Annotated in this window: 26 protein-coding genes and 1 riboswitch; of the genes, 9 read left to right on the forward strand and 17 right to left on the reverse strand. The window is 67.8% G+C overall.

Annotated elements, in window-relative coordinates:
* The first annotated feature begins 14 nt into the window (after positions 1-14).
* A riboswitch (TPP riboswitch) is annotated at positions 15-138 on the forward strand.
* The 3 genes from thiC to EV647_RS15195 all read left to right on the forward strand — a co-directional run bounded on the left by thiC (position 129) and on the right by EV647_RS15195 (position 3,045).
* Positions 129-1,751, forward strand: a complete 1,623-nt coding sequence (thiC, locus tag EV647_RS15185; protein ID WP_134003197.1) for a phosphomethylpyrimidine synthase ThiC — start codon at positions 129-131, stop codon at positions 1,749-1,751. It overlaps the preceding riboswitch by 10 nt.
* A 140-nt stretch (positions 1,752-1,891) precedes the next feature.
* Positions 1,892-2,491: a transposase gene (locus EV647_RS15190; protein WP_134003199.1), complete on the forward strand. Its 600-nt coding sequence runs from the start codon at positions 1,892-1,894 to the stop codon at positions 2,489-2,491.
* The gene (locus EV647_RS15195) at positions 2,488-3,045 is read left to right on the forward strand and encodes a hypothetical protein (protein ID WP_134003201.1); all 558 of its coding nucleotides are present in this window, start codon (positions 2,488-2,490) and stop codon (positions 3,043-3,045) included. The genes EV647_RS15190 and EV647_RS15195 overlap by 4 nt, the downstream gene beginning before the upstream one ends.
* 2 nt (positions 3,046-3,047) lie before the next feature.
* Here the strand turns inward: EV647_RS15195 and EV647_RS15200 are convergent, their stop codons facing one another.
* Positions 3,048-3,719 (reverse strand): RDD family protein, encoded by a 672-nt coding sequence (locus EV647_RS15200; protein WP_134003203.1) that lies wholly within the window; start codon positions 3,717-3,719, stop codon positions 3,048-3,050.
* A 54-nt stretch (positions 3,720-3,773) separates the two neighbouring features.
* Between EV647_RS15200 and EV647_RS15205 the strand changes: the two genes are divergently transcribed.
* Positions 3,774-4,199 (forward strand): DUF2752 domain-containing protein, encoded by a 426-nt coding sequence (locus EV647_RS15205; protein WP_238177224.1) that lies wholly within the window; start codon positions 3,774-3,776, stop codon positions 4,197-4,199.
* Between the two features lie 6 nt (positions 4,200-4,205).
* On the opposite strand, the gene EV647_RS15210 is transcribed toward EV647_RS15205, so the two are convergent.
* The 9 genes from EV647_RS15210 to EV647_RS15250 form a co-directional block, all read right to left on the reverse strand.
* Positions 4,206-4,694, reverse strand: a complete 489-nt coding sequence (locus EV647_RS15210) for a hypothetical protein (protein WP_134003205.1) — start codon at positions 4,692-4,694, stop codon at positions 4,206-4,208.
* Between the two features lie 24 nt (positions 4,695-4,718).
* A complete protein-coding gene (locus EV647_RS15215; protein WP_134003207.1) occupies positions 4,719-5,603 on the reverse strand; it encodes an RDD family protein in 885 nt (294 codons plus the stop codon).
* 194 nt (positions 5,604-5,797) lie between these two features.
* Positions 5,798-6,574: a phosphate ABC transporter ATP-binding protein PstB gene (gene pstB, locus EV647_RS15220; RefSeq protein ID WP_134003209.1), complete on the reverse strand. Its 777-nt coding sequence runs from the start codon at positions 6,572-6,574 to the stop codon at positions 5,798-5,800.
* A 20-nt stretch (positions 6,575-6,594) separates the two neighbouring features.
* The gene (gene pstA / locus EV647_RS15225) at positions 6,595-7,515 is read right to left on the reverse strand and encodes a phosphate ABC transporter permease PstA (RefSeq protein ID WP_134003211.1); all 921 of its coding nucleotides are present in this window, start codon (positions 7,513-7,515) and stop codon (positions 6,595-6,597) included.
* Entirely contained in the window at positions 7,512-8,576 is a 1,065-nt protein-coding gene (pstC, locus tag EV647_RS15230; protein WP_134004374.1) for a phosphate ABC transporter permease subunit PstC, read from the reverse strand. Before pstC ends, pstA begins: the two co-directional genes overlap by 4 nt.
* Positions 8,577-8,860: 284 nt before the next feature.
* Complete coding sequence (gene pstS / locus EV647_RS15235) at positions 8,861-9,973, reverse strand: phosphate ABC transporter substrate-binding protein PstS (RefSeq protein ID WP_134003213.1); 1,113 nt, start codon at positions 9,971-9,973, stop codon at positions 8,861-8,863.
* Positions 9,974-10,250: 277 nt separating this feature from the next.
* Positions 10,251-10,715 carry a bifunctional nuclease family protein gene (locus EV647_RS15240; RefSeq protein WP_165546713.1) on the reverse strand — a complete coding sequence of 155 codons (465 nt, stop codon included), beginning with the start codon at positions 10,713-10,715 and terminating at the stop codon, positions 10,251-10,253.
* Positions 10,716-10,874: 159 nt separating this feature from the next.
* The gene (locus EV647_RS15245; protein WP_134003215.1) at positions 10,875-11,753 is read right to left on the reverse strand and encodes an NUDIX domain-containing protein; all 879 of its coding nucleotides are present in this window, start codon (positions 11,751-11,753) and stop codon (positions 10,875-10,877) included.
* A 20-nt stretch (positions 11,754-11,773) separates the two neighbouring features.
* Positions 11,774-13,933 carry an RNA degradosome polyphosphate kinase gene (locus EV647_RS15250; protein WP_134003217.1) on the reverse strand — a complete coding sequence of 720 codons (2,160 nt, stop codon included), beginning with the start codon at positions 13,931-13,933 and terminating at the stop codon, positions 11,774-11,776.
* Between the two features lie 128 nt (positions 13,934-14,061).
* On the opposite strand from EV647_RS15250, the gene EV647_RS15255 reads away from it, so the two are divergent.
* Positions 14,062-15,120, forward strand: a complete 1,059-nt coding sequence (locus tag EV647_RS15255) for an alpha/beta hydrolase (protein ID WP_238177225.1) — start codon at positions 14,062-14,064, stop codon at positions 15,118-15,120.
* Positions 15,121-15,242: 122 nt separating this feature from the next.
* Here EV647_RS15255 and EV647_RS15260 read toward each other — a convergent pair whose 3' ends face one another.
* From EV647_RS15260 to mshD, 3 genes are all read right to left on the reverse strand, one after another.
* Complete coding sequence (locus tag EV647_RS15260; RefSeq protein WP_134003219.1) at positions 15,243-15,689, reverse strand: PKD domain-containing protein; 447 nt, start codon at positions 15,687-15,689, stop codon at positions 15,243-15,245.
* Positions 15,690-16,156: 467 nt separating this feature from the next.
* Positions 16,157-16,774: a DUF6318 family protein gene (locus EV647_RS42990; RefSeq protein WP_238177226.1), complete on the reverse strand. Its 618-nt coding sequence runs from the start codon at positions 16,772-16,774 to the stop codon at positions 16,157-16,159.
* Between the two features lie 219 nt (positions 16,775-16,993).
* Positions 16,994-17,902, reverse strand: a complete 909-nt coding sequence (mshD, locus tag EV647_RS15270) for a mycothiol synthase (RefSeq protein ID WP_134003223.1) — start codon at positions 17,900-17,902, stop codon at positions 16,994-16,996.
* A gap of 133 nt (positions 17,903-18,035) precedes the next feature.
* Here mshD and EV647_RS15275 point away from each other — a divergent pair, with 133 nt between their 5' ends.
* Entirely contained in the window at positions 18,036-19,838 is a 1,803-nt protein-coding gene (locus EV647_RS15275) for a bifunctional UDP-sugar hydrolase/5'-nucleotidase (protein WP_134003225.1), read from the forward strand.
* Between the two features lie 117 nt (positions 19,839-19,955).
* Positions 19,956-20,264: a hypothetical protein gene (locus EV647_RS15280; protein WP_134003227.1), complete on the forward strand. Its 309-nt coding sequence runs from the start codon at positions 19,956-19,958 to the stop codon at positions 20,262-20,264.
* 9 nt (positions 20,265-20,273) lie between these two features.
* On the opposite strand, the gene EV647_RS15285 is transcribed toward EV647_RS15280, so the two are convergent.
* Positions 20,274-20,987 (reverse strand): response regulator transcription factor, encoded by a 714-nt coding sequence (locus EV647_RS15285; RefSeq protein ID WP_134003229.1) that lies wholly within the window; start codon positions 20,985-20,987, stop codon positions 20,274-20,276.
* 160 nt (positions 20,988-21,147) lie between these two features.
* On the opposite strand from EV647_RS15285, the gene EV647_RS15290 reads away from it, so the two are divergent.
* Together EV647_RS15290 and EV647_RS15295 are read left to right on the forward strand one after the other, a co-directional pair.
* Positions 21,148-21,387 (forward strand): MoaD/ThiS family protein, encoded by a 240-nt coding sequence (locus EV647_RS15290; protein ID WP_133787192.1) that lies wholly within the window; start codon positions 21,148-21,150, stop codon positions 21,385-21,387.
* Between the two features lie 74 nt (positions 21,388-21,461).
* The gene (locus EV647_RS15295; protein WP_238177276.1) at positions 21,462-22,826 is read left to right on the forward strand and encodes a hypothetical protein; all 1,365 of its coding nucleotides are present in this window, start codon (positions 21,462-21,464) and stop codon (positions 22,824-22,826) included.
* Here the strand turns inward: EV647_RS15295 and EV647_RS15300 are convergent.
* Genes EV647_RS15300 through EV647_RS15310 form a run of 3 tightly spaced genes read right to left on the reverse strand, consistent with a single transcriptional unit; the run spans position 22,789 to position 24,586 of the window.
* Complete coding sequence (locus EV647_RS15300) at positions 22,789-23,397, reverse strand: hypothetical protein (RefSeq protein WP_134003231.1); 609 nt, start codon at positions 23,395-23,397, stop codon at positions 22,789-22,791. The two genes, EV647_RS15295 and EV647_RS15300, sit on opposite strands and share 38 nt — an antisense overlap.
* On the reverse strand, positions 23,394-23,969 hold the full coding sequence (locus tag EV647_RS15305) for a hypothetical protein (protein ID WP_134003233.1): 576 nt from the start codon (positions 23,967-23,969) through the stop codon (positions 23,394-23,396). The genes EV647_RS15300 and EV647_RS15305 overlap by 4 nt, the downstream gene beginning before the upstream one ends.
* A complete protein-coding gene (locus EV647_RS15310; RefSeq protein ID WP_134003235.1) occupies positions 23,966-24,586 on the reverse strand; it encodes a hypothetical protein in 621 nt (206 codons plus the stop codon). Before EV647_RS15310 ends, EV647_RS15305 begins: the two co-directional genes overlap by 4 nt.
* Between the last annotated feature and the right edge of the window lie 11 nt (positions 24,587-24,597).

The following is a 24,597-nucleotide window of genomic DNA, read 5'->3' on the forward strand; positions in this document are numbered from 1 at the left end:
GGTGTGCGGTGACAACTGGAGATCGCGGGAGCTCGCACCGTAGTGGGCTGAGAGGGCGGCTGGGATTCGAACCCGGCGCCGCCGACCGCCGAACCTGTCCGGGTAATTCCGGCGTAGGGAGCAGCAGCATGGTGAATGTCAGCACGATCCGTCCGGCCGTCACCACGGGCCCGATCTCGGGCTCGGAGAAGATCTATCGCGGAGAGCTCGGGGTACCGGCGCGCCGCGTGAATCTCACCAACGGCGAGCACTTCGACCTGTACGACACGTCCGGTCCGTACACCGACGCGTCGGCGCGGATCGACGTCCAGGCCGGTCTGCCCGCGTTGCGGCGCGAGTGGATCGCCGGACGCGAGTCGCGGACCCAGCTCGGGCACGCACGGGCCGGGGTGATCACCGAGGAGATGCGGTACGTCGCGTTGCGGGAAGGGCTCGATCCGGAGTTCGTCCGGGCGGAGGTGGCGCGCGGACGCGCGGTGATCCCGGCGAACCGGCAGCACCCGGAGAGCGAGCCGATGATCATCGGGAAGAAGTTCCTGGTGAAGGTCAACGCGAACATCGGCAACTCCGCGGTCAGCAGCTCGGTCGAGGAAGAGGTGGAGAAACTCGTCTGGGCGACCCGCTGGGGCGCGGACACTGTGATGGACCTGTCCACCGGGAAGAACATCCACGAGACGCGGGAGTGGATCCTGCGGAACTCGCCGGTGCCGATCGGGACGGTGCCGCTGTACCAGGCGCTGGAGAAGGTGAAGGGCGATCCGGCGGCGCTGTCGTGGGAGGTGTACCGCGACACCGTGATCGAGCAGTGCGAGCAGGGCGTGGACTACATGACCGTGCACGCCGGCGTACTGCTGAGATACGTGCCGTTGACCGCACGGCGGATCACCGGCATCGTGTCGCGCGGTGGGTCGATCATGGCCGCGTGGTGCCTGGCGCACCACCAGGAGTCCTTCCTCTACACGCATTTCGCGGAGCTGTGCGAGATTCTCCGCGAGTACGACGTGACGTTCTCGCTCGGTGACGGGTTGCGGCCGGGGTGTATCGCGGACGCCAACGACGAGGCGCAGTTCGCCGAGCTGCGGACGCTGGGGGAGCTGACCCGGATCGCCTGGGAGCACGACGTACAGGTGATGATCGAAGGCCCGGGACACGTGCCGATGCACAAGATCGCGGAGAACGTCCGGCTCGAGGAGGAGCTCTGTGGGGAGGCGCCGTTCTACACCTTGGGGCCGTTGGCAACCGATGTGGCACCGGCGTACGACCACATCACGTCGGCGATCGGCGCGGCCCAGATCGGCTGGCTGGGTACGGCGATGCTCTGCTACGTCACGCCCAAGGAGCATCTCGGCCTGCCCGATCGTGACGACGTGAAGACCGGTGTGATCACCTACAAGATCGCCGCCCACGCGGCCGATCTGGCCAAGGGGCATCCGGGCGCGCAGGCCTGGGACGACACGTTGTCCAAGGCAAGGTTCGAGTTCCGCTGGGAGGACCAGTTCAACCTCTCGCTGGATCCGGACACGGCTCGGTCCTTCCACGACGAGACGTTGCCGGCCGAGCCCGCGAAGACCGCGCACTTCTGCTCGATGTGCGGCCCGAAGTTCTGCTCGATGCGGATCACCGCCGACATCCGCGCGTACGCCGAGGAACACGGCCTGACGTCGGCGGACGCCATCGAGGCCGGCTTCGCGGAGATGTCGGAGACCTTCAAGGCAGGCGACCAGAAGCTCTACCTGCCGATCACGGACTGAGTACGGAACCCGTCCGGCCCGGCGTGAACCTGGCTCCGGGCCGGACACGGGGAGTAACTGGCTGAACCGATTCAGGTTTTGGCCTTCACTCTACGTGAATAAGACTGTAGCCTTAAGCCGTTCGGAAGGAGGTGCAGGGCATGGTCTTCGTTCTCACGGTAGATCAGCGCGGCAGCCGAAGCACGAGCGATCTCGTACCCGAGCTACTCAACTCCCTGAACCGCCGGCCGCGGCGGACCGGACTGCTGCGGAAGTTCGAGCGGACCGCCGGCGACGAGGTGCAGGGCGTGCTGTCCGAGGCCCGTCCGACCATCGACGTGATCGTCGAACTGCTCCGGTCGGACAACTGGTACGTCGGACTCGGCGTCGGTGAGGTCACCGAGCCGCTGCCACGCAGTACCCGGGCCGGAAGCGGCGACGCGTTCGTGTTCGCGCGAGAAGCGGTGACGCGGGCGAAGTCCAGTCAGCACCACGTGAACGTGGTCGGAGCGGACTCACGCAGGGCAGAGCAGGTAGAGACGGTGCTGTGGCTGATGGCGTCCGTGCTGCGGCGTCGCAGTGAACGTGGCTGGGCAGTGGCCGACCTGTTGGGCGAAGGACTCACAAGGCGGGAGATCGGCGTGAAACTCGGCATCAGCCAGTCGGCGGTGACGCAACGCGCCCAGGCGGCGGGCTTCGCCGAGGAACAGCGTGGACGGGTGCTCGCCGCGGATCTCCTCGGCGCCGGGGCAGCTGCGTGACGGCGCTGGTCCTGTCGCTGACCGGTGCCGCCCTGGTCCTCGCCGTACTCGCCTGGGTGCCCAGGTCGTCCGGCTCCACCCTCGAGATCGTCATCAGCGGGCTCATGCTGGCCTGCCTGGCCGCTGTAGGCGTGCTGCTGCTCGCCGGCCACGGCGTGTCCGGTTGGCCCGAGCGCTGGTGGAACGTACTGCTCCTGCTGGCGGGAGCGTTGGCGGTGACGGGCGGCGGGCCGCTGACGACCTCTGTGATGGCGCTGGCGGACCGAGGGAACACGCGAGCCCAGTCGACGCAGAAGGCCGGTGAGGTACTGCGTGGCGGCGCTCTGATCGGTGCACTCGAGCGAATGGCCATCTACGCTTCACTGGTCGCCGGCTGGCCGGAAGGCATCGCTGTGGTGCTGGCGATCAAGGGACTGGCCAGGTACCCCGAGCTCCGCAGTCCCGATCAGCCTGCCTCGGTCACCCCGCAAGCCGTTGCCGAACGCTTCATCATCGGCACCTTCAGCAGTGTGCTGTGGGCAGTGGCCTGCGCCGGTCTCCTACGCTCGCACTGACGTCAGGTGCGCACCACGTAGGTGTTCACGACCTTGTCGTGCCACGTCTGCCGCTGCTCGTCCCACAAGGGCCACAGCAGGTTCAGGAAGCAGGCGGTGTTGAAGAGGCTGCTGAGGAAGTCGCGGAGGAAGGAACGGCCGGCGCCGATCGGCTCTCCGGTCACGGCGTCGATCAGCTTGATGTTCAGCGCGCTCTTGCCCACGCTCTGGCCGGACTTTCCCTGCCGGAAGACCCGGTTCCACAGGCTGAGCACGATGCTGGCGACGCAGCCCACCAGGAAGAGGATGATCGCCCACCATTGCGGGTTGTCGTCGGGGTAGGGGTTGCCTTCGCGCGCCGCGACGTTCGCGATCAGAGCGCCGAACCCGATCAGGAGCGGCGCCACTGAGATCAGGCTGTCGATGAGCGACGCAGCGACCCGAGGGCCCCAGTCCGCCAGGGGAGGCATCGGCGCGCCGTAGCCGTAGCCGTAGGCGTCGTAGGGCTGCTGGCCGTAGCCGGAGCCGTACGGCTGCCCGTAGCCCGGCCCGTACGGCGCCTGCTGAGGATGGTGCTGCGACTGCTGCCCGTATCCGTAGCCCGGCTGCTGCTGACCGTACCCGTATCCCGGCTGGGCGTTTCCGTACGGCTGGTCCTGCGGCCGGTTGTCGTCAGGCGGCGTCGGTGTGCTCATCGCAATCCGTCTCCCAGTCGATCGATGCCACCGTATCGCGGGTACCGTTGGAGCGTGACCTTCGCGGTGATGCCCCGTCCACAAGGACCGGTGAAGCCGGTCGATCGCCGCGTCTGGGGCCTGGCCGGAGTGGGGATCGGCGGCTTCGCGCTGGCCGGCATCTACCGGCTGTCCGGCCTGGGCATCCCGTGCCCGCTGCACACGCTGACGGGTCTTGACTGCCCGTTCTGCGGCGCGACCAGAATGGCCGCGGCACTCCTCGAAGGCGATCTGAACGCCGCCTGGCACTTCAACGCCGCGGTCCTGATCCTCGGCCCGCTCATTGGTGTTGCCATCGGCTACGAGGTCGTCGCCTGGTTGCTGTCCCGCGCCGGCTGGCTCAACCTGCCCCGGCAGCGCCTCAGCCCACGGGCGGTGGCAATCCTCACAAAGGTTGCTCTGGGCGCCTTGCTGATCTTCGGCGTACTACGGAATTTCTGAGGCCGATCACCTGATCAGGCCGGCGCGCTGCCACGCGGCCTGCACGAAGGGCGGGACGACGAGATCGATCCGCCGGCCGAAGGCCACGTAGTTCAACATGACGTCGAACCAGACCGGCCGCGGCACCCGCAGCTTGTACTGAGTGTCCCCGTACGCGAGGACGGTCCCGTCATGCTCGGTCCACATGCGGGTCACGGCAGCCAGGCCGAAAACCTGCTGGCCGTAGCGGTTGAGCAGCAGCACCCGGTGCCGCGTCAGGATCGCCGTACCGTTGTCGATCGTGCGCCACTGCGCTGCCGCCGCATAGCCGTGGGAGTTCCCGATGGCGAGCCGGACGCCGTCGAACCGTTGCACCTCGCAAGGTTCGACCGCGTGGGCGGTCTCGCCGGGCTCCAGCGGCACCGGCGGCGGGAGAGGCTGCAACTGAACCCCCTGGCCCAATGCGCTCCACAGATTCCACGCATCCCACCAGTCCTGCTCGAATGGATTCAGCACAGCCCCTCCCCGGTCCTCAGCCGACTACCGAAGCCCGATCACCAGCGTGTTCGCGGCCTTGTCGTGCCAGCCCTGCACCCGCCCGGAGCTGTCGAACAGCGGCGACAGGTAGACGAGCAGCGCGCCGATACCACAGATGGCCGCACCGATGATCGGCAGCAGCCAGCGCATGAAGGCCGGACCGAAGCCTGGCAGTTGTCCGTCGGCGGACTTGACGACCTTGATGCCCATGATCATCTTGCCGACCGTTTGCCCCTTGAAGGCGGTCATGAGGAGTTCGTAGCCGATCGTCAACAGGCCTGTGAGCCACCACACGGTGAACAGCGCGCCGAAGAATCCGCCGAGTGCGGCCCCGGACTCCTCCGGTGAGGCGTCACTGAGTCCCTTGCTCGCGCCCCCGATGATCACGGTAGCGAGGATGGAGACGACGATGCCGAGAATCACCGAGTCGATGATGCGGGCGAGCGCCCGGGACCCGAGGGTCGCGACCTTCACCGTCCCGAGGCCGGGGATCTGGACGAGGCCGCTCTGAGCCTGAGCGACCTGGCCGTACTCGGGACCCTGCGGGTATCCACCGGGCTGGCCCGGCTGCTGGCCGTACTGCGGTTGGCCGTAACCGGGCTGGCCCGGCTGCTGGCCGTACTGCGGTTGGCCGTAACCCGGCTGACCGGGCTGCTGGCCGTAGCCAGGCTGGCCGGGCTGACCGCCAGGCTGCTGGCCGTACTGACCCGGAGCGCCGTAACCCGGCTGGCCGGGCTGGCCCGGCGGGGTCGCACCCGGGGTGCCGTACGGGTTCTGTCCGGGGCCTTGGGCGCCCTGTCCATAGGACGGCTGCCCACCCGGCGCGCCCGGTCCCTGGTTCCGGCCGTCCTCCGGTCCGGTGCCCGGGGGTACGTTCTGGTCGCTCACGATGGTCCTTTCGTCACAGTTCACCCGCGTTTACTGGGCAAAGGCTAGCGGTCGGAGGGCCACAGCGGTGGGCATGGCAGACGCGAAACGCCCGATCTGTGGACAGTTGCACCAATTGACATCAAATACAGCTGCGGACCGGCGATTCGCCGGCCCGCAGCTGTGGATAACTCGTACGACGGATCAGACAGGATCTAGCCGAAGCGGCCGGTGATGTAGTCCTCGGTGGCCTTTTCGGCCGGGTTGGAGAAGATCTGCTTGGTCGGCGCCATCTCGATCAGCCGGCCGGGCCTGCCGGTCGCGGCCAGGTTGAAGAACGCCGTCTGGTCCGAGACCCGGGCCGCCTGCTGCATGTTGTGCGTGACGATCACAACAGTGAAACGGTCCTTGAGCTTCTCGATCAGGTCCTCGATCGCCAGCGTGGAGATCGGGTCCAGTGCCGAGCACGGCTCGTCCATCAGGATCACCTCGGGCTCGACCGCGATCGCCCGGGCGATGCAGAGTCGTTGCTGCTGGCCACCGGACAGACCCGCGCCCGGCTTGTCGAGCCGGTCCTTCACCTCGTTCCAGAGGTTCGCGCCCTTGAGCGACGACTCGACGACCTCGGTGAGCTTCTTGCGGTCCTTGACACCGTTCAGCTTCAGGCCGGACGCGACGTTGTCGAAGATCGACATCGTCGGGAACGGGTTCGGCCGCTGGAACACCATGCCGACAACCCGCCGTACCGCGACCGGGTCGATGCCCGCGCCGTACAGGTCCTGCTGGTCCAGCATCACCTTGCCCTCGACGCGGGCGCCGGGGATCACCTCGTGCATCCGGTTCAAGGTGCGCAGGAACGTGGACTTGCCGCAGCCGGACGGGCCGATGAACGCGGTGACCGAACGGGGCTCGACCGTCATCGACACGTCCTCGACGGCCTTGAAGTCGCCGTAGTAGACGTTGAGGCCGCTGACCTCGATGCGCTTAGCCATATCGACTCAGAACCTCTCGACTATTTCGACTTGATGGCGCTGAACCGGGCGATCAGCCGGGCCAGCAGGTTGAGGGCAAGGACGAGCAGGATCAGGGTGAGCGCCGCCGCCCAGACCCGGTCCGCGGCGTTCGGCAATGCCAGCTCGGTCCGGTCCTGGTTGATCATCGTCGGCAGCGCGCCCATGAAGCCGTTGAACGGGTTCAGGTTGATGTTCTTGGAGTAGCCGACCAGGATCAGCAGCGGCGCGGTCTCGCCCATCACCCGGGCCAGACCGAGCATCACGCCGGTGATGATGCCGCCGAATGCCGTCGGTACGACGACCTTCAGGATCGTCTTCCACTTCGGTACGCCGAGTGCGTACGACGCCTCGCGCAACTCGTCCGGCACGAGTTTCAGCATCTCCTCGGTGGACCGCAGTACGACGGGAAGCATCAGCAGCACCAGCGACAGCGACACCGCGAAACCCACGCGGTTGAAGCCGAACACGGTGATCCAGACTGCGTAGACGAACAGCGCGGCGACGATCGACGGGACACCGGTGAGGATGTCGATCATGAAGCTCACGACCTTGGCGGCTCGCGTGCCCTTGCCGTACTCGACCAGGTAGATCGCGCCGAGAATCGCGATCGGGACCGCGATCACGGCGGTGATCAGGGCCATGATCAGCGTGCCCATGATCGCGTGGTACGCGCCGCCGCCGGCCCGCCGGACCGTGATGCCACGCTGCGACTGGCTCCACCAGTCCGCGCTCAGCAGCAGGTGATAACCCTTGCTGACCACGGTGAACAGGATCCACAGCAGCGGGATCATCGCGACCGCGAAGGCCAGCACGATCAGCACGGTGGCCAGCGTGTTCTTGAAGGCCCGGGCGCCCGACTTCCCGGTCAGGTCCAGGACCTTCCCGTCGTACGCCGGCTTGTTCTCTGCTACCGCGGTCATGCTGAGGCTCCTTCCGTGGCGGCGCCGGCGCGGCGGTTGCGCCGGGGCCGCTTGGTGCCGGGGGCGCTGCGGTCGACGATGATCCGCGCCGCGGAGTTGACCAGGAACGTGACGACGAACAGCACCAGGCCGGCCGCGATGTACGCGCCGGTCTTCTCCGGCGAGTCGAACTCGGCGGCGTTGTTGGCGATCTTCGACGCGAACGTCTCGCCACCGGCGAAGATCGACGAGTTCCACGGGTCGTTGCCGTTCGGCACCGACAGGATGATCAGTACGGCGACGGTTTCACCGAGCGCCCGGCCGAGACCGAGCATCGAGGCGCTGACCACACCGGAACGCCCGTACGGCAGCACCGACAGCCGGATCATCTCCCAGCGGGTCGCGCCGAGCGCCAGCGCGCCTTCGCGGTGGGCGATCGGCGTCTGCGCGAAGATCTCCCGGCTGATCGCGGTGACCACCGGAAGGATCATGATCGCCAGCACCACCGACGCGGTGAAGACCACGCCGACGTTGTCGCCCGGCGGCTTCTCGAACAGCGGGATCCAGCCGAGCGCCGTGGACAGGCCGTTGATCACGGGGCGCAGGATCGGCGCGAAGAACAGGATGCCCCACAGGCCGTAGATGATCGACGGTACGGCGGCCAGCAGGTCGACCGCGTGCGCGACCGGTGCGGCCAGCCGTTTCGGGGCGTAGTACGTGACGAACAGCGCGACGCCGATCGCGATCGGGACCGCGATCAGCATCGCGATGATCGAGCTGATCACGGTGGTGTAGAACAGCGCCGCGATGCCGAACCGCGGCTGGTCGCCGCCCGGCTCCCAGATCCGGGAGAACAAGAAGTTGCTCTTGTCATCGATCAGCGCCGGGATCGCCAGTGCCAGCAGGAAGATGCCGACGAACGCGACGATCAGGACCACCAGGCCGCCGGAGCCGCGGGCGAGCCCGCCGAACAGCCGGTCGCCGAGATGCCCGACCGGGCCGAGCTCGAGCTTGCCGCCGGTCGCCGTCGGGGTCACAGGCGCGGTCGTCGTACCCGCATCCTCGACACCGGACTCGGTCATCACCTCGGCGTCCGCCGCGGCCGCCTCGTGCTCGGCGTGTTCCGAGGCCAGGCCGCCGAACCGCGGGGTCGGGCCGGCGTCCTCGTGAACCAGATCCTCGATCCTCGGTTCTTCGGCGGCTGTGCCGTCCGGCCGGTCGGGCGGTGCCGTGCCGTCTGGACTACTCATTTCGATGCTGCTCCAAGCGCCTGAGTCGTGATGTCACGTATCGGTCTCACGAGGCGAGCCCCGGCGTGCTCCGATGACTCGGATCGGCCGGGGCTCGCATCAGTACTGCGTCTCGATCAGCTGATCGCCTGGATGGCGGCCTCGACCTTGGTCTGGATCTCGGCCGGGAGCGGCGCGTAGTTCAGGTCGGTCAGCGACGCCTGGCCGTCCTTGCTGACGAAGTAGCTCAGGAAGCTCTTCACCAGCGCGGTCTTCTCGGCCGGGAGGCCCTTGGTGCAGGCGATCTCGTAGGTGACCAGGATGATCGGGTACGCACCCGGGGCCTTGGTCGCGTAGTCCAGCTTCAGGGCCAGGTCGGACCCGGTGCCGGCCGGCTTCGCGGCGGCCAGCGCCTTGCCGGCGGAGTCGGCGGACAGCTCGACCGGGGTGCCCGAGCCGGTCTCGATCTGGGCGACGCCGAGCTTGTTGTCGACGGCGTACGACCACTCGACGTACGTGATCGAGTTCTTGCTGCTCTTCACACCCTCGGCGACACCCGCCGACTTCTCCTTGCCGGCGCCGGTGCCGGTCCACTTCTTGGCCGGCTCGCCGGTCCAGGCGCCGCCACCGGCCGCCTTCAGGTACTTGGTGAAGTTCTCGGTGGTGCCGGACTCGTCGGAGCGGAAGAACACCGAGATCGGTGCCGACGGCAACGTGACGCCCGCGTTCAGCTTGGCGATCGCCGGGTCGTTCCAGGTCTTGATCGTGCCCTGGAAGATCTTCGCGGCGGTCGGGCCGTCGAGGACCAGCTTGGTCACACCGTCGACGTTGTAGGCGATCGCGACCGGGCCGATGACCATCGGCAGGTCGACGGCCGCGTTACCCGCGCAGCGCTTCGTGGCCGCGGTCATCTCGGCCGGCTTCAGGGCCGAGTCGGAGCCGGCGAAGTCGACCTGGCCCGCGTTGAACTGCTTGATCCCCGCGCCGGAGCCGGTCGGGTTGTAGTTCACCGTGACGTCGGCGCACTTCTCGTTGTACTTGCTGATGACTTCCTCGATGGCGTTCTTCTGCGCCGAGGAACCCTCGGCGTTCAGGGTGCCCTTCGGGCACTCGGCACCGGCCGACGAGGTCGAGGAGTCGGGGCTCGACGAACCGGCCGGCTCGGGGTCACTGCCACAGGCGCTCAGGGCGAGGACGCCGAGGGAGGCCACGGCGACGGAGCCGACGCGGAACAGGCGATTGACGGACACGAGAGTGTTGCCCTTCTGCGGGAATCAGACTTCTGAACTTCCACAGACGGTAGGGAGACCAGGTGACCGACCGGTCCGTCGCTGGTGAACGAGCGGTGAACGGTTCCGGTAGCGTGCGCGACGCCTGGCGTGCCGACAGGCAGCCATTAGATGAACTGAGTTAAGAGCCGTCACTCTCCGTCGATGTAAACGGCTGTTGGCTCACGTTTCGGTAACGCACAGCGCACCGGCACGGTGAACGGTAGTACCTCGTCGTGCCATCCCAAGCCGACGGGCGTCAGCTGGAGAAGTCCTCCGGGGCGACGCCGTCGAGGAACTGCCGGAAGCGTTCCAGCTCGGCCTGCTCCTCCTCGGGGGTCGCGACGCCGGCTTCGCGCAGTACCTCTTCGGTGCAGCGGATCGGCGTACCGAGACGGACCGCGAGCGCGACCGAGTCGCTCGGTCGGGCCGAGACCCGCGCGCCGTTGGCCAGCACGAGTTCGGCGTAGAACACGGCGTCGCGCAGTTCGACGATCTCGACGGCTTCGATATGCACGCCGAACGCCTCGATCAGGTCGCGCATCAGGTCATGGGTGAGCGGTCGCGACGGACGCAGGCCCTGCTCCTCGTAGGCGATCGCGGTCGCCTCGACCGAGCCGATCGAGATCGGCAGGTAGCGGTAGCCCTCGGTCTCCCGCAGCATCATCACCGGGGCCCGGTTGGGCGATTCCATCCGGATCCCGATCAGTGTCAGTTCTCGCATCATCGTCATGGTGCGCCCCGAACCTCTCCTCAGACCTGCACCCGGTGGGGCGCCGGTTCCTCGGGTAGGAACATACCCGTCACCTCCAGTGTCACCCGGGTACCCCGTCGGCTGTGCCTGGATCGTCACCGAGCCGTGTCGCGGCGGCCACTCGGTGCTTCAGGGTGGCCCGAATCGCTCGTGCACCAGCCGGCCGTCGGCCAGCCGATGGGCGACCAGAAACGCACCTGTGGAGAACTTGCCGACCTTCAGCCCCAGCTCCCGCGCCAGGGCAGGCAGGACTGGCCGGTGCGAGCAGACGACCGTCACCTTGCCCGGTTTCCACACCCGCTCGGCCAGACCGCGCAGTGCGTCCGGGTCGGCGTCGTACCCGCGTTCGGAGATCTCCGGCCACAGGTGGATGCGCCGGTCCAGCAAGGCGGCGTACGGCGCGACTGTCGCGGCACACCGTTCCGCGTCGCTGCTGATGATCCGGTTGGCGCCCAGGGCCGCCAGTACGCCGGTCATTCGCTGCGCGACCGCTGTACCGTCGCTGGTGAGTGGACGGAGGGTGTCCTTGCCGTCCCAGTCCTTCCGCTTCAGAGCCTCCGCGTGCCGCACCACGACCACGGTGGCGACAACCGGCACCGCCTGCTCCAGCGCGTCCAGGATGTCCACGTCACGCGGGTAGCTGAGCTTGCCGCGGGCCTTGTCGACCGGGAGCCAGCTGACCTGGTCCACCTCGTCGTTCGGCTCGAAGTCGCTGTCACTGACAGGTACGGCGGACCAGTAGTGCACCAGCTTCTGGGCGGTCCCGCCGTTCTTGCGGATCGCGTACCGCTGCACGCCGAGCGGGGGGCCGAGTGTGACCTGCAGTCCGGTCTCCTCCTCGATCTCCCGGCGTGCACCGAGCAGCACGTGCTCGTGCGCGTTGAGCTTGCCCTTCGGGAGGGACCAGTCGTCGTACCGGGGACGGTGCACCAGCAGCACCTGCCGGGTGCCGCGGCGCTCTCGCCACACGACACCACCCGCGGCGATAACCGTCGCCGGGTTACTCATGGAATCACCCTAAGACGTGGCTAACCGATCGGTTCGGACGCCCGCCGCCGCCCGCGGGTTGCGATCAGCCGTTCCTGCATGTCCCGCAGCGGCTCACCGTCCGGCCCACTGAGCCGCGCCTGCCAGGTGTCGTCCGCCTGCAGCCACCAGGAGCCGGTGCCGTCGTCCAGCGCCAGGTCGAACATCTCACCGAGCTCGTTGACGTGGTCCTGCTGCCTCAACTGCACCAGCACCTCCACCCGGCGGTCCAGGTTGCGGTGCATCAGGTCGGCCGAGCCGATCCACACCTCCGGCTCACCGCCGTTCTCGAACAGGAACACCCGGCTGTGCTCAAGGAATCGGCCCAGGATGCTGCGGACCTGGATGTTCTCCGACAGACCGGGTACGCCGGGCCGGATCGTGCAGATGCCCCGGATCCACAAGTCAACGGGTACGCCGGCCTGTGACGCCCGGTACAGCGCGTCGCACAGGGCCTCGTCGACCAGGCTGTTCACCTTGATCCGGATCCGCGCCGGGCGGCCGGCGTGGTGGTGCTGCACCTCGCGGTCGATCCGATCGAGGAGCCCCCGCCGTACCGACTGGGGAGCCACCAGGATCCGCCGGTAGCCGGCGCTGCGACCGAAGCCGGACAGGTGGTTGAAGAGGAGCGCGACGTCCTCGGTGACCACCTTGTCGCTGGTCAGCAGGCCCAGGTCCTCGTAGAGCCGGGCCGTCTTCGGGTGGTAGTTGCCGGTGCCGATGTGCGCGTACCGGCGCAGACCGTCCGGCTCGTCACGGACGACCAGCGACAGCTTGCAGTGCGTCTTGAGGCCGATCACGCCGTACACCACGTGGCAGCCCGCATGCTCGAGCTGACGAGCCCACTTGATGTTCGCCTGCTCGTCGAAGCGCGCCTGGATCTCTACGAGGACCAGCACCTGCTTGCCGGCCTCGGCGGCGTCGATGAGCGCGTCGACGATCGGGGAATCACCACTGGTCCGGTAGAGCGTCTGCTTGATCGCCAGGACGTGCGGGTCCGCGGCCGCCTGCTCGATGAAGCGCTGGACGCTGGTGGAGAACGAGTCGTACGGGTGGTGGACGAGTACGTCGCGCTGCTTGAGCGCGTGGAACATGTCCGCCGGGTTGGAGGTCTCCACCTCGGCCAGATGCGGATGCGTCGACGGTACGAACGCGGGGTACTTCAGCTCGGCCCGGTCCAGGCCGGCGATGGTGAACAGGCCACGCAGGTCCAGCGGGCCCGGGAGCTCGAACACTTCCGCCTCGGTGACGCCCAGCTCGGACAGCAGCAGCGCCTTCACCTGCGGATCGATCGACTCCTCCACCTCGAGCCGGACCGGCGGACCGAACCGGCGGCGCAGCAGCTCCTTCTCGAGCGCGGCCAGCAGGTTCTCGGCGTCGTCCTCCTCGACCTCGAGGTCCTCGTTGCGCGTCACCCGGAACGTGTGGTGCTGGGTGACCTCCATCCCCGGGAACAGCTGGCCGAGGTGGGTGGCGATCACGTCCTCGAGCGGCACGAACCGGCCCTCGGCGACCTTCACGAAGCGCGGCAGCAGCGGCGGCACCTTCACCCGGGCGAAGTGCTCACCGCCGGTGTCCGGGTTGCGGACCACGACCGCGAGATTCAGGCTCAGGCCGGAGATGTACGGGAACGGGTGCGACGGGTCGACCGCCAGCGGCGTCAGCACCGGGAACACGCGCTCCCGGAAGAACCGGGTCATGTCCTCGCGCTCGCTGTGCTCCAGCTCGTCCCAGCGCAGGATGTCGATGCCCTGCTCGGTCAGCGCCGGCTGCACCGACTTCCGCCACGTCTCCGCCTGCCGGTCCATCAGCTCCCGGCTCCTCGCCAGGCTGCGGTCGAGAACCTCGCGGGGGAGCAGGCCGCTGGCCGCCTTCACCGCGACCCCGGCCGCGATCCGGCGCTTCAGACCCGCGATCCGGACCATGTAGAACTCGTCCAGGTTGCTGGCGAAGATGGCGAGGAACTTGGCCCGCTCGAGCAGCGGGATCCGGTCGTTCTCGGCGAGCTCCAGGACCCGCTGGTTGAACGCGAGCCAGCTCAGTTCCCGGTCGGAGAACCGGTCCGCGGGGAGGTCACCGACCGCACTGATGTCGTACGGCGGTTCAACGTCGTACTCCCTGTTGTGCGATGCCAGCAAGTCTCCAGCCACACCGCTCAGCATCCCACCCTTTGGTTAACAACGGGTAGCCGTCCGCGCGTTGCCGGATGTGACCTTTTCGAAGTCCGTCAACCGGCTCCGGGGACCGTTTCGGGCACCTGGTTGCTCCCTGGTTGCTAGCGTCACACCTTGTGAACCTACGACTGGACTCGGTACTGCGTGACACGGTGGCCGCCGCACAAGCGAACGCCCTCATCCCGCTGTACGCGCTGCCCGCCGCTGTCCGCCGACGGCTGGCCGGCGCCCCGATCCAGATCGACGGCACCACCCTGGATCCCGACGTGCAGCTGCTCCTGCGTATCGACAACCTGTTGCCACGCACAACCAAGACCGACGCGGCGACCGCCAGGACGCGCTTCCGCAACCTCTGCAAACTGATCACCGGCACCCCCGCCGACATGCTCCGGGTCACCGACCTGACCGTCCGCGGCGCCGCGGGTCAGCTGGAGGCCCGCCTCTACATCCCCCGTGGCGACGCGGGCCGTGGGCTGCTGGTGTACCTCCACGGGGGCGGCTGGGTGGTCGGCGACCTCGCTACCCATGACGCGCTGTCCCGCGCGATCGCCGCCGATGCCGGCGTACGCGTCCTCTCCGTCGACTACCGCCTCGCCCCCGAAGCCCCCGCCCCGACCGCCGCCGAGGACGCGATCGCCGCGTTCACCTGGGCCGTCGACCACGCCGAGGACCTCGGCGCGGATCCCAGCCTGGTAGCCGTCGGCGGCGACAGCGCAGGCGGCAACCTGGCCGCCGTCGTCGCCCAGCAGACGGTACGCCGCGGCCTCCCACAGCCGGCGCTCCAGGTCCTTCTCTACCCCGCCGTCGACCTGGTCGCGCGCCGCCCCAGCCGAGACCTCTTCTCCGAGGGCTTCATCCTCACCGAGGAGGACATCATCTGGTACCGCGACCTCTACACCCCCGACCCCACGCTCCGCCCCGACCCGATCGTCTCGCCCCTCCGCGCCGAAGACCTCACCGGCCTCCCACCCACCTACCTCACCACCGCCGGCTTCGACCCCCTCCGAGACGAAGGTCGCGAATACGCCACCGCCCTGACCAAAGCCGGCAACGACCTGACCCACGCCCACCACCCGACCCTCCCCCACGGCCACGCCAACCTACTAACCGTCCCCGGCGCAACCCGCCAAGCCCACACCCACCTCACAAACCACCTAAGGCAAACCCTCCACTAGCCGCCCGTGGAGAACCGCCCGTCCGCCGAGCGCCCCGCTTCCTGAGTCGGGGTTGGGGAGGATTTCCTACCCAATCCAGGCAGAAACCCTCCCCAACCCGCGTTCCCCTGGCGAGAACGAAATCAGCGGCCGGGGTCGACGAGAACGGGGATGGCCTCGCGCACCTGGAGCGCGGTGGTCGGACCGGTCACCGGAATCGTGCCGGCGACGTACTGCCAGCCGGTGCCGGCAACGTTGAAACGGGCGGCGTAACTGGTCGTCAGGGTGAGCCCGACGGCACCACGTTTCATGTACTTGTGGGTGATCTCCTTCGACGGGTACGGCTTGCCGGGCGTGCTCGTGGTGAGCGCCGGGCTACCGTCCCCGAAGTTCCAGGTGTAACTGATCGGCGTCGCCTCGACGACCACGGGGAATCCGAGCAGGGTGACAGTCGCGGTCGACACCTTGCTGTCGTCGGTGTAGACGATGGTGTCCAGATTCACCAGCGTCCGCCCATTAGGCTGCACCTTCACCGAGAGCCCTGGGAAGGTCAGGTCCTTCGCCTCCGACCGAATCTGGTCCCAAGTCACGTCCTTCGGCTGCGGCCGCACGATCCGACGTGCGATCGCGCGCTCAGTGGGCTTCGGCTCATCCGGCTTGTCGGGCGTGCAAACGTTTGGCCCTTCTACCTTGCCTTGCGTTTCTGTCGGTTTGCAGCCGGCGTCGTGAATGCGCAGCTCTTGCCTTGCGTCTGAGGTCTTGGCCCGCTCTTCTCGCGTCGGTGTACTGCTCGTCGGCATTCTGGGCTTCTTGCGCGCGGACTTCGGTGGGGGAGGGTCCTCAGTGCGAGATTCCTGTGTGCGTTGCGTGCCCTTCAGCCGTAGGCTCTCTCGATAATGACTGGTGGTCACAGTCGGCTTCGGCTTCGGCTTGGGCTTCGTTGCTGAGCTGGCGACCGTCACCAAGTGCGGAACGCCGTCCGGCGCAGCGGCCGCTTCGTTGGTGGCCAGCAAGCTCGCCCCCACGAGCGAACCGACGACGAGAATTCTTCCGATGCTCACGGCTGGCGCTCTTCGAGTTTGATCTCGTACATGACCCAGTTGCCACTGCTCGGAGAGAGCGCGACCTTCTCGGTGTAGCTCCGCGGCTTGCTCGTAACCGGCTTCGCGGTCGGTGAGTCCTTTGTCGTGTACGAGCCGATCGTGACTGCTGCGGTGCCGAACAGGCGGTCGCTGTTCTTCCCGCGAGTTAGTCCGGTCACCTCGGCTACGCGCTCGAAATAATCACCGCTGAGCCCGCCATTGGCAGCATTGATCTTTGCTGCGAAGTCGGCGTACTGCTTACACCCCTCGCAGCCTGCCTCGCTCTCGGCGAGGAGGGGCGCACCGTCGCCGGTTTGCGAGGCGTAGTTCATCAAGTCGACGTAGTGCCGGACGAAGGCCTCACCTGCGGCCAGTGAGAGACCAACGGCGGCTGTAGGCCGGGACGGTGGAACTGCTGGCGTGCTACTCGTCGCGGCAGGCGACGATCCACTGGGCGAACTGCCAGACGAGGGTGCCGGTGGGGCCGTGTTGGGGTGGCCGGCTTCGGGGCTGGCTTGGGTGCAGGAAGCGAGTAGCGCGGTAGCGGCTAGGCAGGCTAGTAGCGCGAGTGTTGGCCTGTTGCGGTGTGTCACGTTTGTCAGCCCTCCGTAGTCGACACGATCGTAACGGCGGGGTGGGGCTGGGTTCGATGTCAAAAGATGCAGTTGTGGATAACGGGTTTGAGGGCCAGGAGCCGTCCGGCTGGGGGGTTAGAGGCTCGGACGGCTCCTGGTTGATGGTGGGACGGGGCTGGGCGGGGTTTATGACGTGGAGTGAGCGGGTGACTTCGTTGTGATGTCGTTCACAGGGGGTCAGGCGGGGGCGTACTGGACGTCCAGGGCGGCGGTTTCGAAGCCCAGGGTGTTGTAGAGGGCTCGGGCTGACGTGTTGGTGCCGTCTACGTAGAGGACTATCTGGTCCAGGTTTCGGGTGGTTTGGAGGTGGTGGAGGCCCTGGAGGGTGAGGGCCTTGCCGAGGCCTTGGCCCTGGTGGGTGGGGGAGACGCCTACTACGTACACCTCGCCTATGCCGTCTTCGACCTTGGTCCAGTGGAAGCCGGCGATCGCGCCGGTGGTGGAGTCGACGGCGAGGAAGAAGCCGTTGGGGTCGAACCACGGTTGCTGGAGGCGCTCTGCCAGGTCGGCGGCGGTCCAGCTGCCCTGCTCGGGGTGGTCGGCGAAGGCGGCCGCGTTGACCTTCAGCCACGCGGCGTCGTCCTGGCCGGGGACGAACGTCCGTACGTCGATGCCGTCGGGCCAGACGGGTTCTGGCAGCTCGGCCCTGGTACGGCGGAGGAAGTAGAGCTCCCGGGTGACTTCGAGGTTGAGGCGGTGGGCCAGTTCGTCCGAACCGGGGAGGCGGCCGTGGGCCCAGACACGAATACGGGCACCACCGTGGTCGAGGAGCATGCGGAGGAGCGCCGTACCGAAGCCTTGGCGGCGGGCGGATGGGGTGACGAAGAGTTCGGCGGAGCCGTCGGGGGACAGTGCGCCGTACCCGACCAGGTTGCGGGCGCTCTGCAGGCCGCTCACCTCGATGGTGCCCGGATCGCCTTCGTAGGCGAGGACGTGGACGTCGCCGGGGTGTTCGCCGTCGAGGTGCAGGAGGGTGCGTTCGGAGAGCGGGTTGACGCCGTCGCTGTGTGCTGCGGCGCGGGCGAGTTCCGTGACGGCGGCGGCGGTGGCCGAGGGCAACGGTGAGGGTACGGCTTCGAGGGTCACCTGAATACCGTAAAAGGTCCGGTTCAGTTCATGCTCAGGTCCTGGCGAGGGCGCGTCGTCACGGGTAACTTTCCCGGAACCGCGGAGGATTTCGCGGCACCGCTACAGCGGTGACCGAGACGACGGAGTAGATATGGCCATCACAGCACGAGGCAGGGCACGGTTGGGGGGACGGCGGGCGGTCGGACTGCTCGTCACCGGGACGGCCGTGGCGCTCGCGTTGGCCGCGGGGGGATCCGTGAGCCAGGCAGGAGCCGCGACCCAGGACGCGACGCAGGCGAACAAGCCGAAGCCGACGCACAGCCAGATCCAGTTGCTCGCGATCAACGACTTCCACGGCAACCTGGAGCCCGCGACGGGGTCCAGCGGCAACATCAACGGCATCCCGGCGGGCGGCGCGGCGTACCTTGCCACCCATCTGAAGCAGCTCCGGGCGGCCGCGGAGGCGAAGGGCCAGGACTCGGTGACGGTCGCCGCGGGTGACCTGATCGGCGCCTCGCCGCTGCTGTCGGCCGCGTTCCACGACGAGCCGACGGTCGAAGCGCTGAACGGGATGGGACTCGAGGCTGCGTCGGTGGGCAACCACGAGTTCGACGAGGGCTGGCACGAGCTGCTCCGGATGCAGACCGGCGGCTGCCTGCCGGACGGCGACGGGGCGAACAACCAGAACTCCTGCCCGGACGCGGCGCACCCGTTCGAAGGCGCGAAGTACAAGTACCTGTCCGCGAACGTGTTCTTCGAGAACACCCGCAAGACGCTGTTCGCGCCGTACACGATCAAGACTTTCAAGGACGGCAAGAAGGTCGGCTTCATCGGTATGACGCTGGAGAACACCCCGAACATCGTGACCAAGGCCGGCGTCGAGGGGCTGACCTTCAAGGACGAGGTCGACACCGCGAACGCGCTGGTCCCGGTGCTGAAGAAGAAGGGCGTGGAGTCGATCGTCGTGCTGCTGCACGAGGGCGGCTTCCCGGTCGACGCGAAGGCGTACAACAGCTGCCCGGGTATCTCCGGCCCGATCGTCGACATCAACGCCGGCCTGGACCCGGAGATCGACGCGATCATCTCCGGCCACACCCACCAGGGGTACAACTGCTCCCTGCCGGACAAGGACAAGAACCCCCGCCTCGTCACCAGCGCCTCGTCGTTCGGCCGGCTGGTGACCGATGTCCGGTTGAGCATCGACAACGCGACCGGCGACGTCGACCGGGTGAACACGCTGGCGAACAACCAGATCATCACCCAGGACGTCGTGCAGGACCCGAAGACGGCGGCCCTGATCGCGAAGTACAAGCAGCTCGTCGCCCCGATCGAGAACAAGGTGATCGGTCACCTCACCACGCCGTCGGTGGTGCGGACACCCGACGACTCGCTCGAGTCGCCGCTGGGCAACCTGATCGCCGACGCGCAGCTCGCCGACCCGAGCGTCGTGACCGGAGGGAAGACGCCGGTCGTGGCGTTCATGAACCCGGGCGGTATCCGCGCGGACCTGGCGTCGAACAACGGTGAGGTCACGTACGGCAAGGCGTTCAGCGTGCAGCCGTTCAACAACTTCCTGGTCTCGATGGACATGACCGGGACGCAGATCAAGGCCCTGCTGGAGCAGCAGTTCTCCGGAGTGAACGGCCCGGACGCGCCGAAGTTCAAGGTGCTCCAGGTCGCGGGCATCACCTACACCTGGAACCCGGCCGCCGCGGCGGGCTCGAAGGTGGTGGCCGGCTCGATCAAGATCGGCGGGCAGCCGCTCGTCGACGGTACGACGTACCGCATCGTCACGAACAACTTCCTGTCGGACGGCGGTGACGGCTTCCCGGCCTTCACCACCGCGACGAACAAGTTCTTCGGTGGGCTGGACATCGACGCGTTCGCCAACTACCTGACCGCGCACGACCCGTACACGCCGGTCGCGACCGACCGCATCTCCGTCGGTTCCTGACCGCAACGGTGGACTGAACGAGAGCCGGTACGTCGCCTCCCAGGCGGCGTACCGGCTTTTTCTTCTCGTCAGTGATCCTGGTACCTTGCGTGCTCAGGCACTTACGGAAGGTGAGCGATGGCGCACGTTGCTCCGACCTCGCACCGGCGGGCTCCCAGGACTTCGCATCGCGGGCATCGCAGCGCGGACGGGCCGGTGCAGATCACCAGCTGGCTCGGGCTGACGGTGGCATTCGTGGTGGGGCTGATCCTGACGGCGCAGTCGCACGTCGGGGTTCACGCGGCCGGCGTCACCCTGCTGGTGATGCTGGTGCCGATCACCGTCGGGGTGTTCGTGGCGGCGTTCCGGCAGGGCGTCGGGTCATGGAAAGCGGCCCTCAGCACGGCGGCCGCGCTCGCCTTCACCCTGCTGAAGTTCTTCTTCTGACCAGCAACCTCAGGACTTCACTTCGGCAGGCTCGCGCGATGTGGGCGCCGGCGGGACCACGAAGCGGTAGCCGACGTTCCGGACGGTGCCGATCAGGGCCTCGTGCTCGGGGCCGAGCTTCGCGCGCAGGCGCCGTACGTGCACGTCGACCGTCCGTGTGCCGCCGAAGTAGTCGTAGCCCCAGACCTCCTGGAGCAACTGCTCCCGGGTGAACACCCGGCCCGGGTGCTGCGCGAGGAACTTGAAGAGCTCGAACTCCTTGTACGTCAGGTCGAGCGCCCGGCCGTTGAGCTTCGCGGTGTACGACGCCTCGTCGATCACGACGTCGCCGCTCCGGATCAGCGTGGACTCGGGCTCGTCGTTGCGGGTCGCGGCGAGACGGCCGATGACGAGCCGCAGCCGCGCCTCGATCTCGGCCGGGCCGGCGGTGTCGAGCAGTACGTCGTCCGCACCCCAGTCGGCGTTGACGGCGGTCAGGCCGCCCTCGGTGACGACCAGGATCAGCGGTACGTCGATACCGGTCGTGCGGATCAGCCGGGAGGCGCTCCGGACGGCGACCAGGTCGCGGCGGGCGTCGAGCAGCACGGCGTCGGCGTCCGGCGCGTCGACCAGCGCGGAGACCTCGGTCGGCAGGATCCGGATCTGGTGGGGGAGCAGAGCGAGCGACGGCAGGACCTCGGTGGAGGCCTGCAGGGCGTTCGTCAGCAGAAGCAACGTGCTCACGCTGTCTCCTTGTGCTGATCATCGGATCCGGTGGCTGCGATCCGGGCCTCGTGCACGGCAGGCCCCGGCGGCGTCGTTGCCGGGGGCCTGGGACACACTGGGTCTAACAGCAAGCTGACATAATAGCCGAGACTTAACCGATTAGTGAGGCGCGGACCAGATGCCGGAAGTGACCATCAGGTACTTCGCTGCCGCACGCTCGGCCGCCGGGGAGTCGTCGGCGACCGCCGAGGCGGGCTCGATCCGCGACCTGGTCACGACGGTGTCGGCCGACCGGCCGGAGCTGGCGCGGGTGCTGTCGATCTGCACCTTCCTCCTGGACGGCGAGCGTGCCGAGCCGGGCACACCGCTCACCCAGGGCGCCCTCGTCGACGCCCTCCCACCCTTCGCCGGCGGCTGAGCAAGGCCGGGCACAAGGACAGGCACAAGGCCAGGCACTAGGACTCCTCGCCGGGTACATTCGTCGCCGTGGCGATGGAGTCGGGGACGCTGCTCACTACGGTGGGGCGTGCGGGGGTTCTGTTCGGGAAGGCGTGGCCGCGCCTTCTGGCGGTGTTTCTGGTGGCCCAGCTGGCGCACCGCGGCTTGCAGTGGGTAGCGGTCCAGGCAGGCGCCAGAGCTGAGGCAGCCGGCATCGCTGTACTGGCGCTGCTCGTAGTCGTCTCGCTGGCGATGTACGTGACGATGTTCCTGGTCCTCCGCGGAGAGCTGCCTTTCCACCGCAGGGCAGTAGCCGAGGGCATGCTTGCCCCGGACGGTGTGGAGCCCGGCTATGAACACAGGGCGCTCGATGCGCTCGCTGCGGCGCTCCTCCCGTTCCTGGCCTTCTACGCCGCCTACAAGTTCCTGCAGAACGAGGCGCTCGACTACGAGTACCAACTGGCCGTCCACAAGGTCAACGAGACCGCCGCCACCATCCTCGGCGGCGGTACGGTTCCGCAGCCGTCGGAGGGTCTGCAGTCGCTGTCCACCTGGTTGTTCGTCGGCCTGGGCGTCACGGCGTACCTGCTCCGCTTCGCGTTCAAGAGGTGGCGGAAGGAGAAGGAAGGTCCGGTCCGCAAGCTGTTCGTCACGTACCTCGAGGCGCTGTGGATCTTTGTCGTCGCGTACCAGGCCACGTCGGTCATCCCGCCGCCGATGACCTGGCTGAAGGAGCGCCAGGTCTGGCAGTGGCTGCACGACGGATACACCTGGGTGCTCGACCACGTGCTGGGCGTCAACCAGGTCCGTGAGGTCTGGGACGCGGTCACCGGGTTCCTCTCCGCCGGTATCGCCGACCTCTGGGACGCCGCGGTGCTTCCGCTGATGTGGATCACCATGACGGCGATCATCTACGGCCGCGTCGTGCGGAAGCTCGACAAGCCGCGCTGGCGGTTCGACCGCATCACGCACCGCTGGCAGCAGACGCCGCGGATCGTCCGCGTCGCCGGGAACTCGGTGATGGCCGACTGGAAGGACCGCTGGACCCCTGTCCTGGAGGCGTTCCGGCTGGTGGTCCGCTCCGGCCTGCGGCCGATGCTCGGATACTTCCTGGCCTGGGCGGTCGTCACCTTCGCCGCGAGCGGCGTGTGGATCGCCCTGAAGGTGTGGGTCCTCGGACCGCACACGCTGCAGTTCTGGCAGGTCATCGACGAGCCACTGAACCTGATCACCGACGGCCTGAAGATCATGCTGCAGGTCAGCCTGCTCGCCGCCGCCTACGACCGGATGATCGGCGGCCTGGCCGGCTACCTGACCCCGCGGACCCGCGCGGTCCACGAGCAGCCGGCCGGCGACCACGGTGTCACCGACCTCAGTGCCGCTACCTCGGGAATGCCAGGTACTGAGGCAGTTTCGTAGCCCACGTGATCGTCGGCTGCACGCTGCCGGCGACGGACGACGGTACGACGAACACCGCGACCGTCTCGAACGGCTTCCCGGCGACCGGCTTCAGGTAGTACGGCGCCGCGGTGCCACGCCAGCTCGACGGCTTGTCGTCGGAGCCGCCAGTGCAGCCGGTCGGACGATCCTGGTAGTCGTCGGCGATCCTGGTCTCGTCCCAGATCCGGCCGTCCGGCGCCCGCAGATGGACCTGGCAGCCGCCGAGCCCTTCGAGCGCGGACAGGTCGTCGACCTGCAGCCGGAAGTACACCCGGATCCGCGTGGTGCCTTCGGGTAGCGCGTCCTGATCGAGACCCTTCTCGGACGGCTGCGGGTTCTCCTCGACGCTGGCGGCGTACCAAGTGGCTCCGTTGTACGACGTACCGCCCGCGGAGACCGTGACGGGATCGCGCGGCTCGTTGCTGTACCAGGACTTGTAGTCGCTGCGCGTGGTCCACCACCCGGCGAGCGGGATCGCCACCACGAGCGTCGCGAGCGCGGCCGTGTTCTTCCGGAGCCACCCACGGCGAGCCCGGCGCGCGCCACTCATGTTTCGGTCGCTGCGGTCAGGTCGACGACGTCCTGCAGTTGAGGGTCGTCGTCGCCGAGTGGCACGGTGACCTGTGGCTCGAGGTCGTTCAGGATCGACTTCTCCGTCACCAGCAATGTTGCCCCGGGCACCTTGTCGGCGGGCATCTCGACCACGAACGAGCCGCGGACCGGGATGCCGGGCGCGAACTCGGTGCCGGTCAGGTCGACCCGGTCGAGTCCGCTGCGGTTGGAGCCGAGGTACGTGATGCCGTCGGCGGACCGGATCTTGACGCCGAAGATGTGCATCGGCTCCCGTTTCGCGGTGACGCCGGCGTCGACGACCACGAAGGCGGTCAGCGAGTCGCGGTCCGGCGTGGAATGCGGGATCCGGAGCTTCTTGCCGACCCGTACGTCGTCGACGGTCAGGTCGAAGCGCGGCGTCTGCACCGCGCGCCCGACGATGCCCTTCACGGAGGTCGGCTGCTGGATGTCCTGCTGTGTCGGCGTGAACCGGTACAGGCCGACGATCGCTACCAGTACGGCGAGCGTGAGGCCGACGTTCAGCAGCTTCTTCCGGGTCAGTACGGTCATTTGGCCTTCACCGCGACTGTGCTTTCGGCGGCGATCTTGTCCGGCAGCCACTTCTCGTGGTGGTCGAGGATCGACTCGTCCTCGTGCTTGTAGCCCTGCACGGTCAGCTTGACCTCGGTCGGGAACCGGCTCGCCTTCGGCAGTTTCCAGACGTACGCGACGTCCTCGGCGGCGTCCGGGGTGAGCACCGGGCTCATGGTCGCGTCGCGGAGGTTCGTGGTGCCGAGTGGCGGGTCGGTGTCCTGCACCCCGGGTACGCCGATCAGCCGGATCAGGTCCGACGGAGGTCTCGTGCCGGTGTCGTCGGTGACTTTGAGCTTGGTCACGACCGCGATCAGCACCCCGCCGTCGTCCGGGGTGAACAACGGCTTCAGGTCCTTCACGGTGACGACCCGCTGGACGGTGACCTCGAACTGGCCGGTGTCGATCGCGGTACCGGCGTCCACCTGCGGAGTCTCGTTACCGGCCTTCTTCAGCCCGCCGAAGGCCGCCGAGATCACCAGCAGTACAGCACCGGCGCTGATCGCCCACGTCCGCACCGAGCGGCCCCGCACCTTCAGATCCTGGAACTCCGGAAGCTCCTCCGGTTCCTGCCCCCCGCTCCCCGTTTCCTGCACGCGCGCAAGCG

It is taken from the genome of Kribbella sp. VKM Ac-2566 (assembly GCF_004366005.1).
GTDB classification, from domain to species: Bacteria; Actinomycetota; Actinomycetes; order Propionibacteriales; family Kribbellaceae; genus Kribbella; species Kribbella pratensis.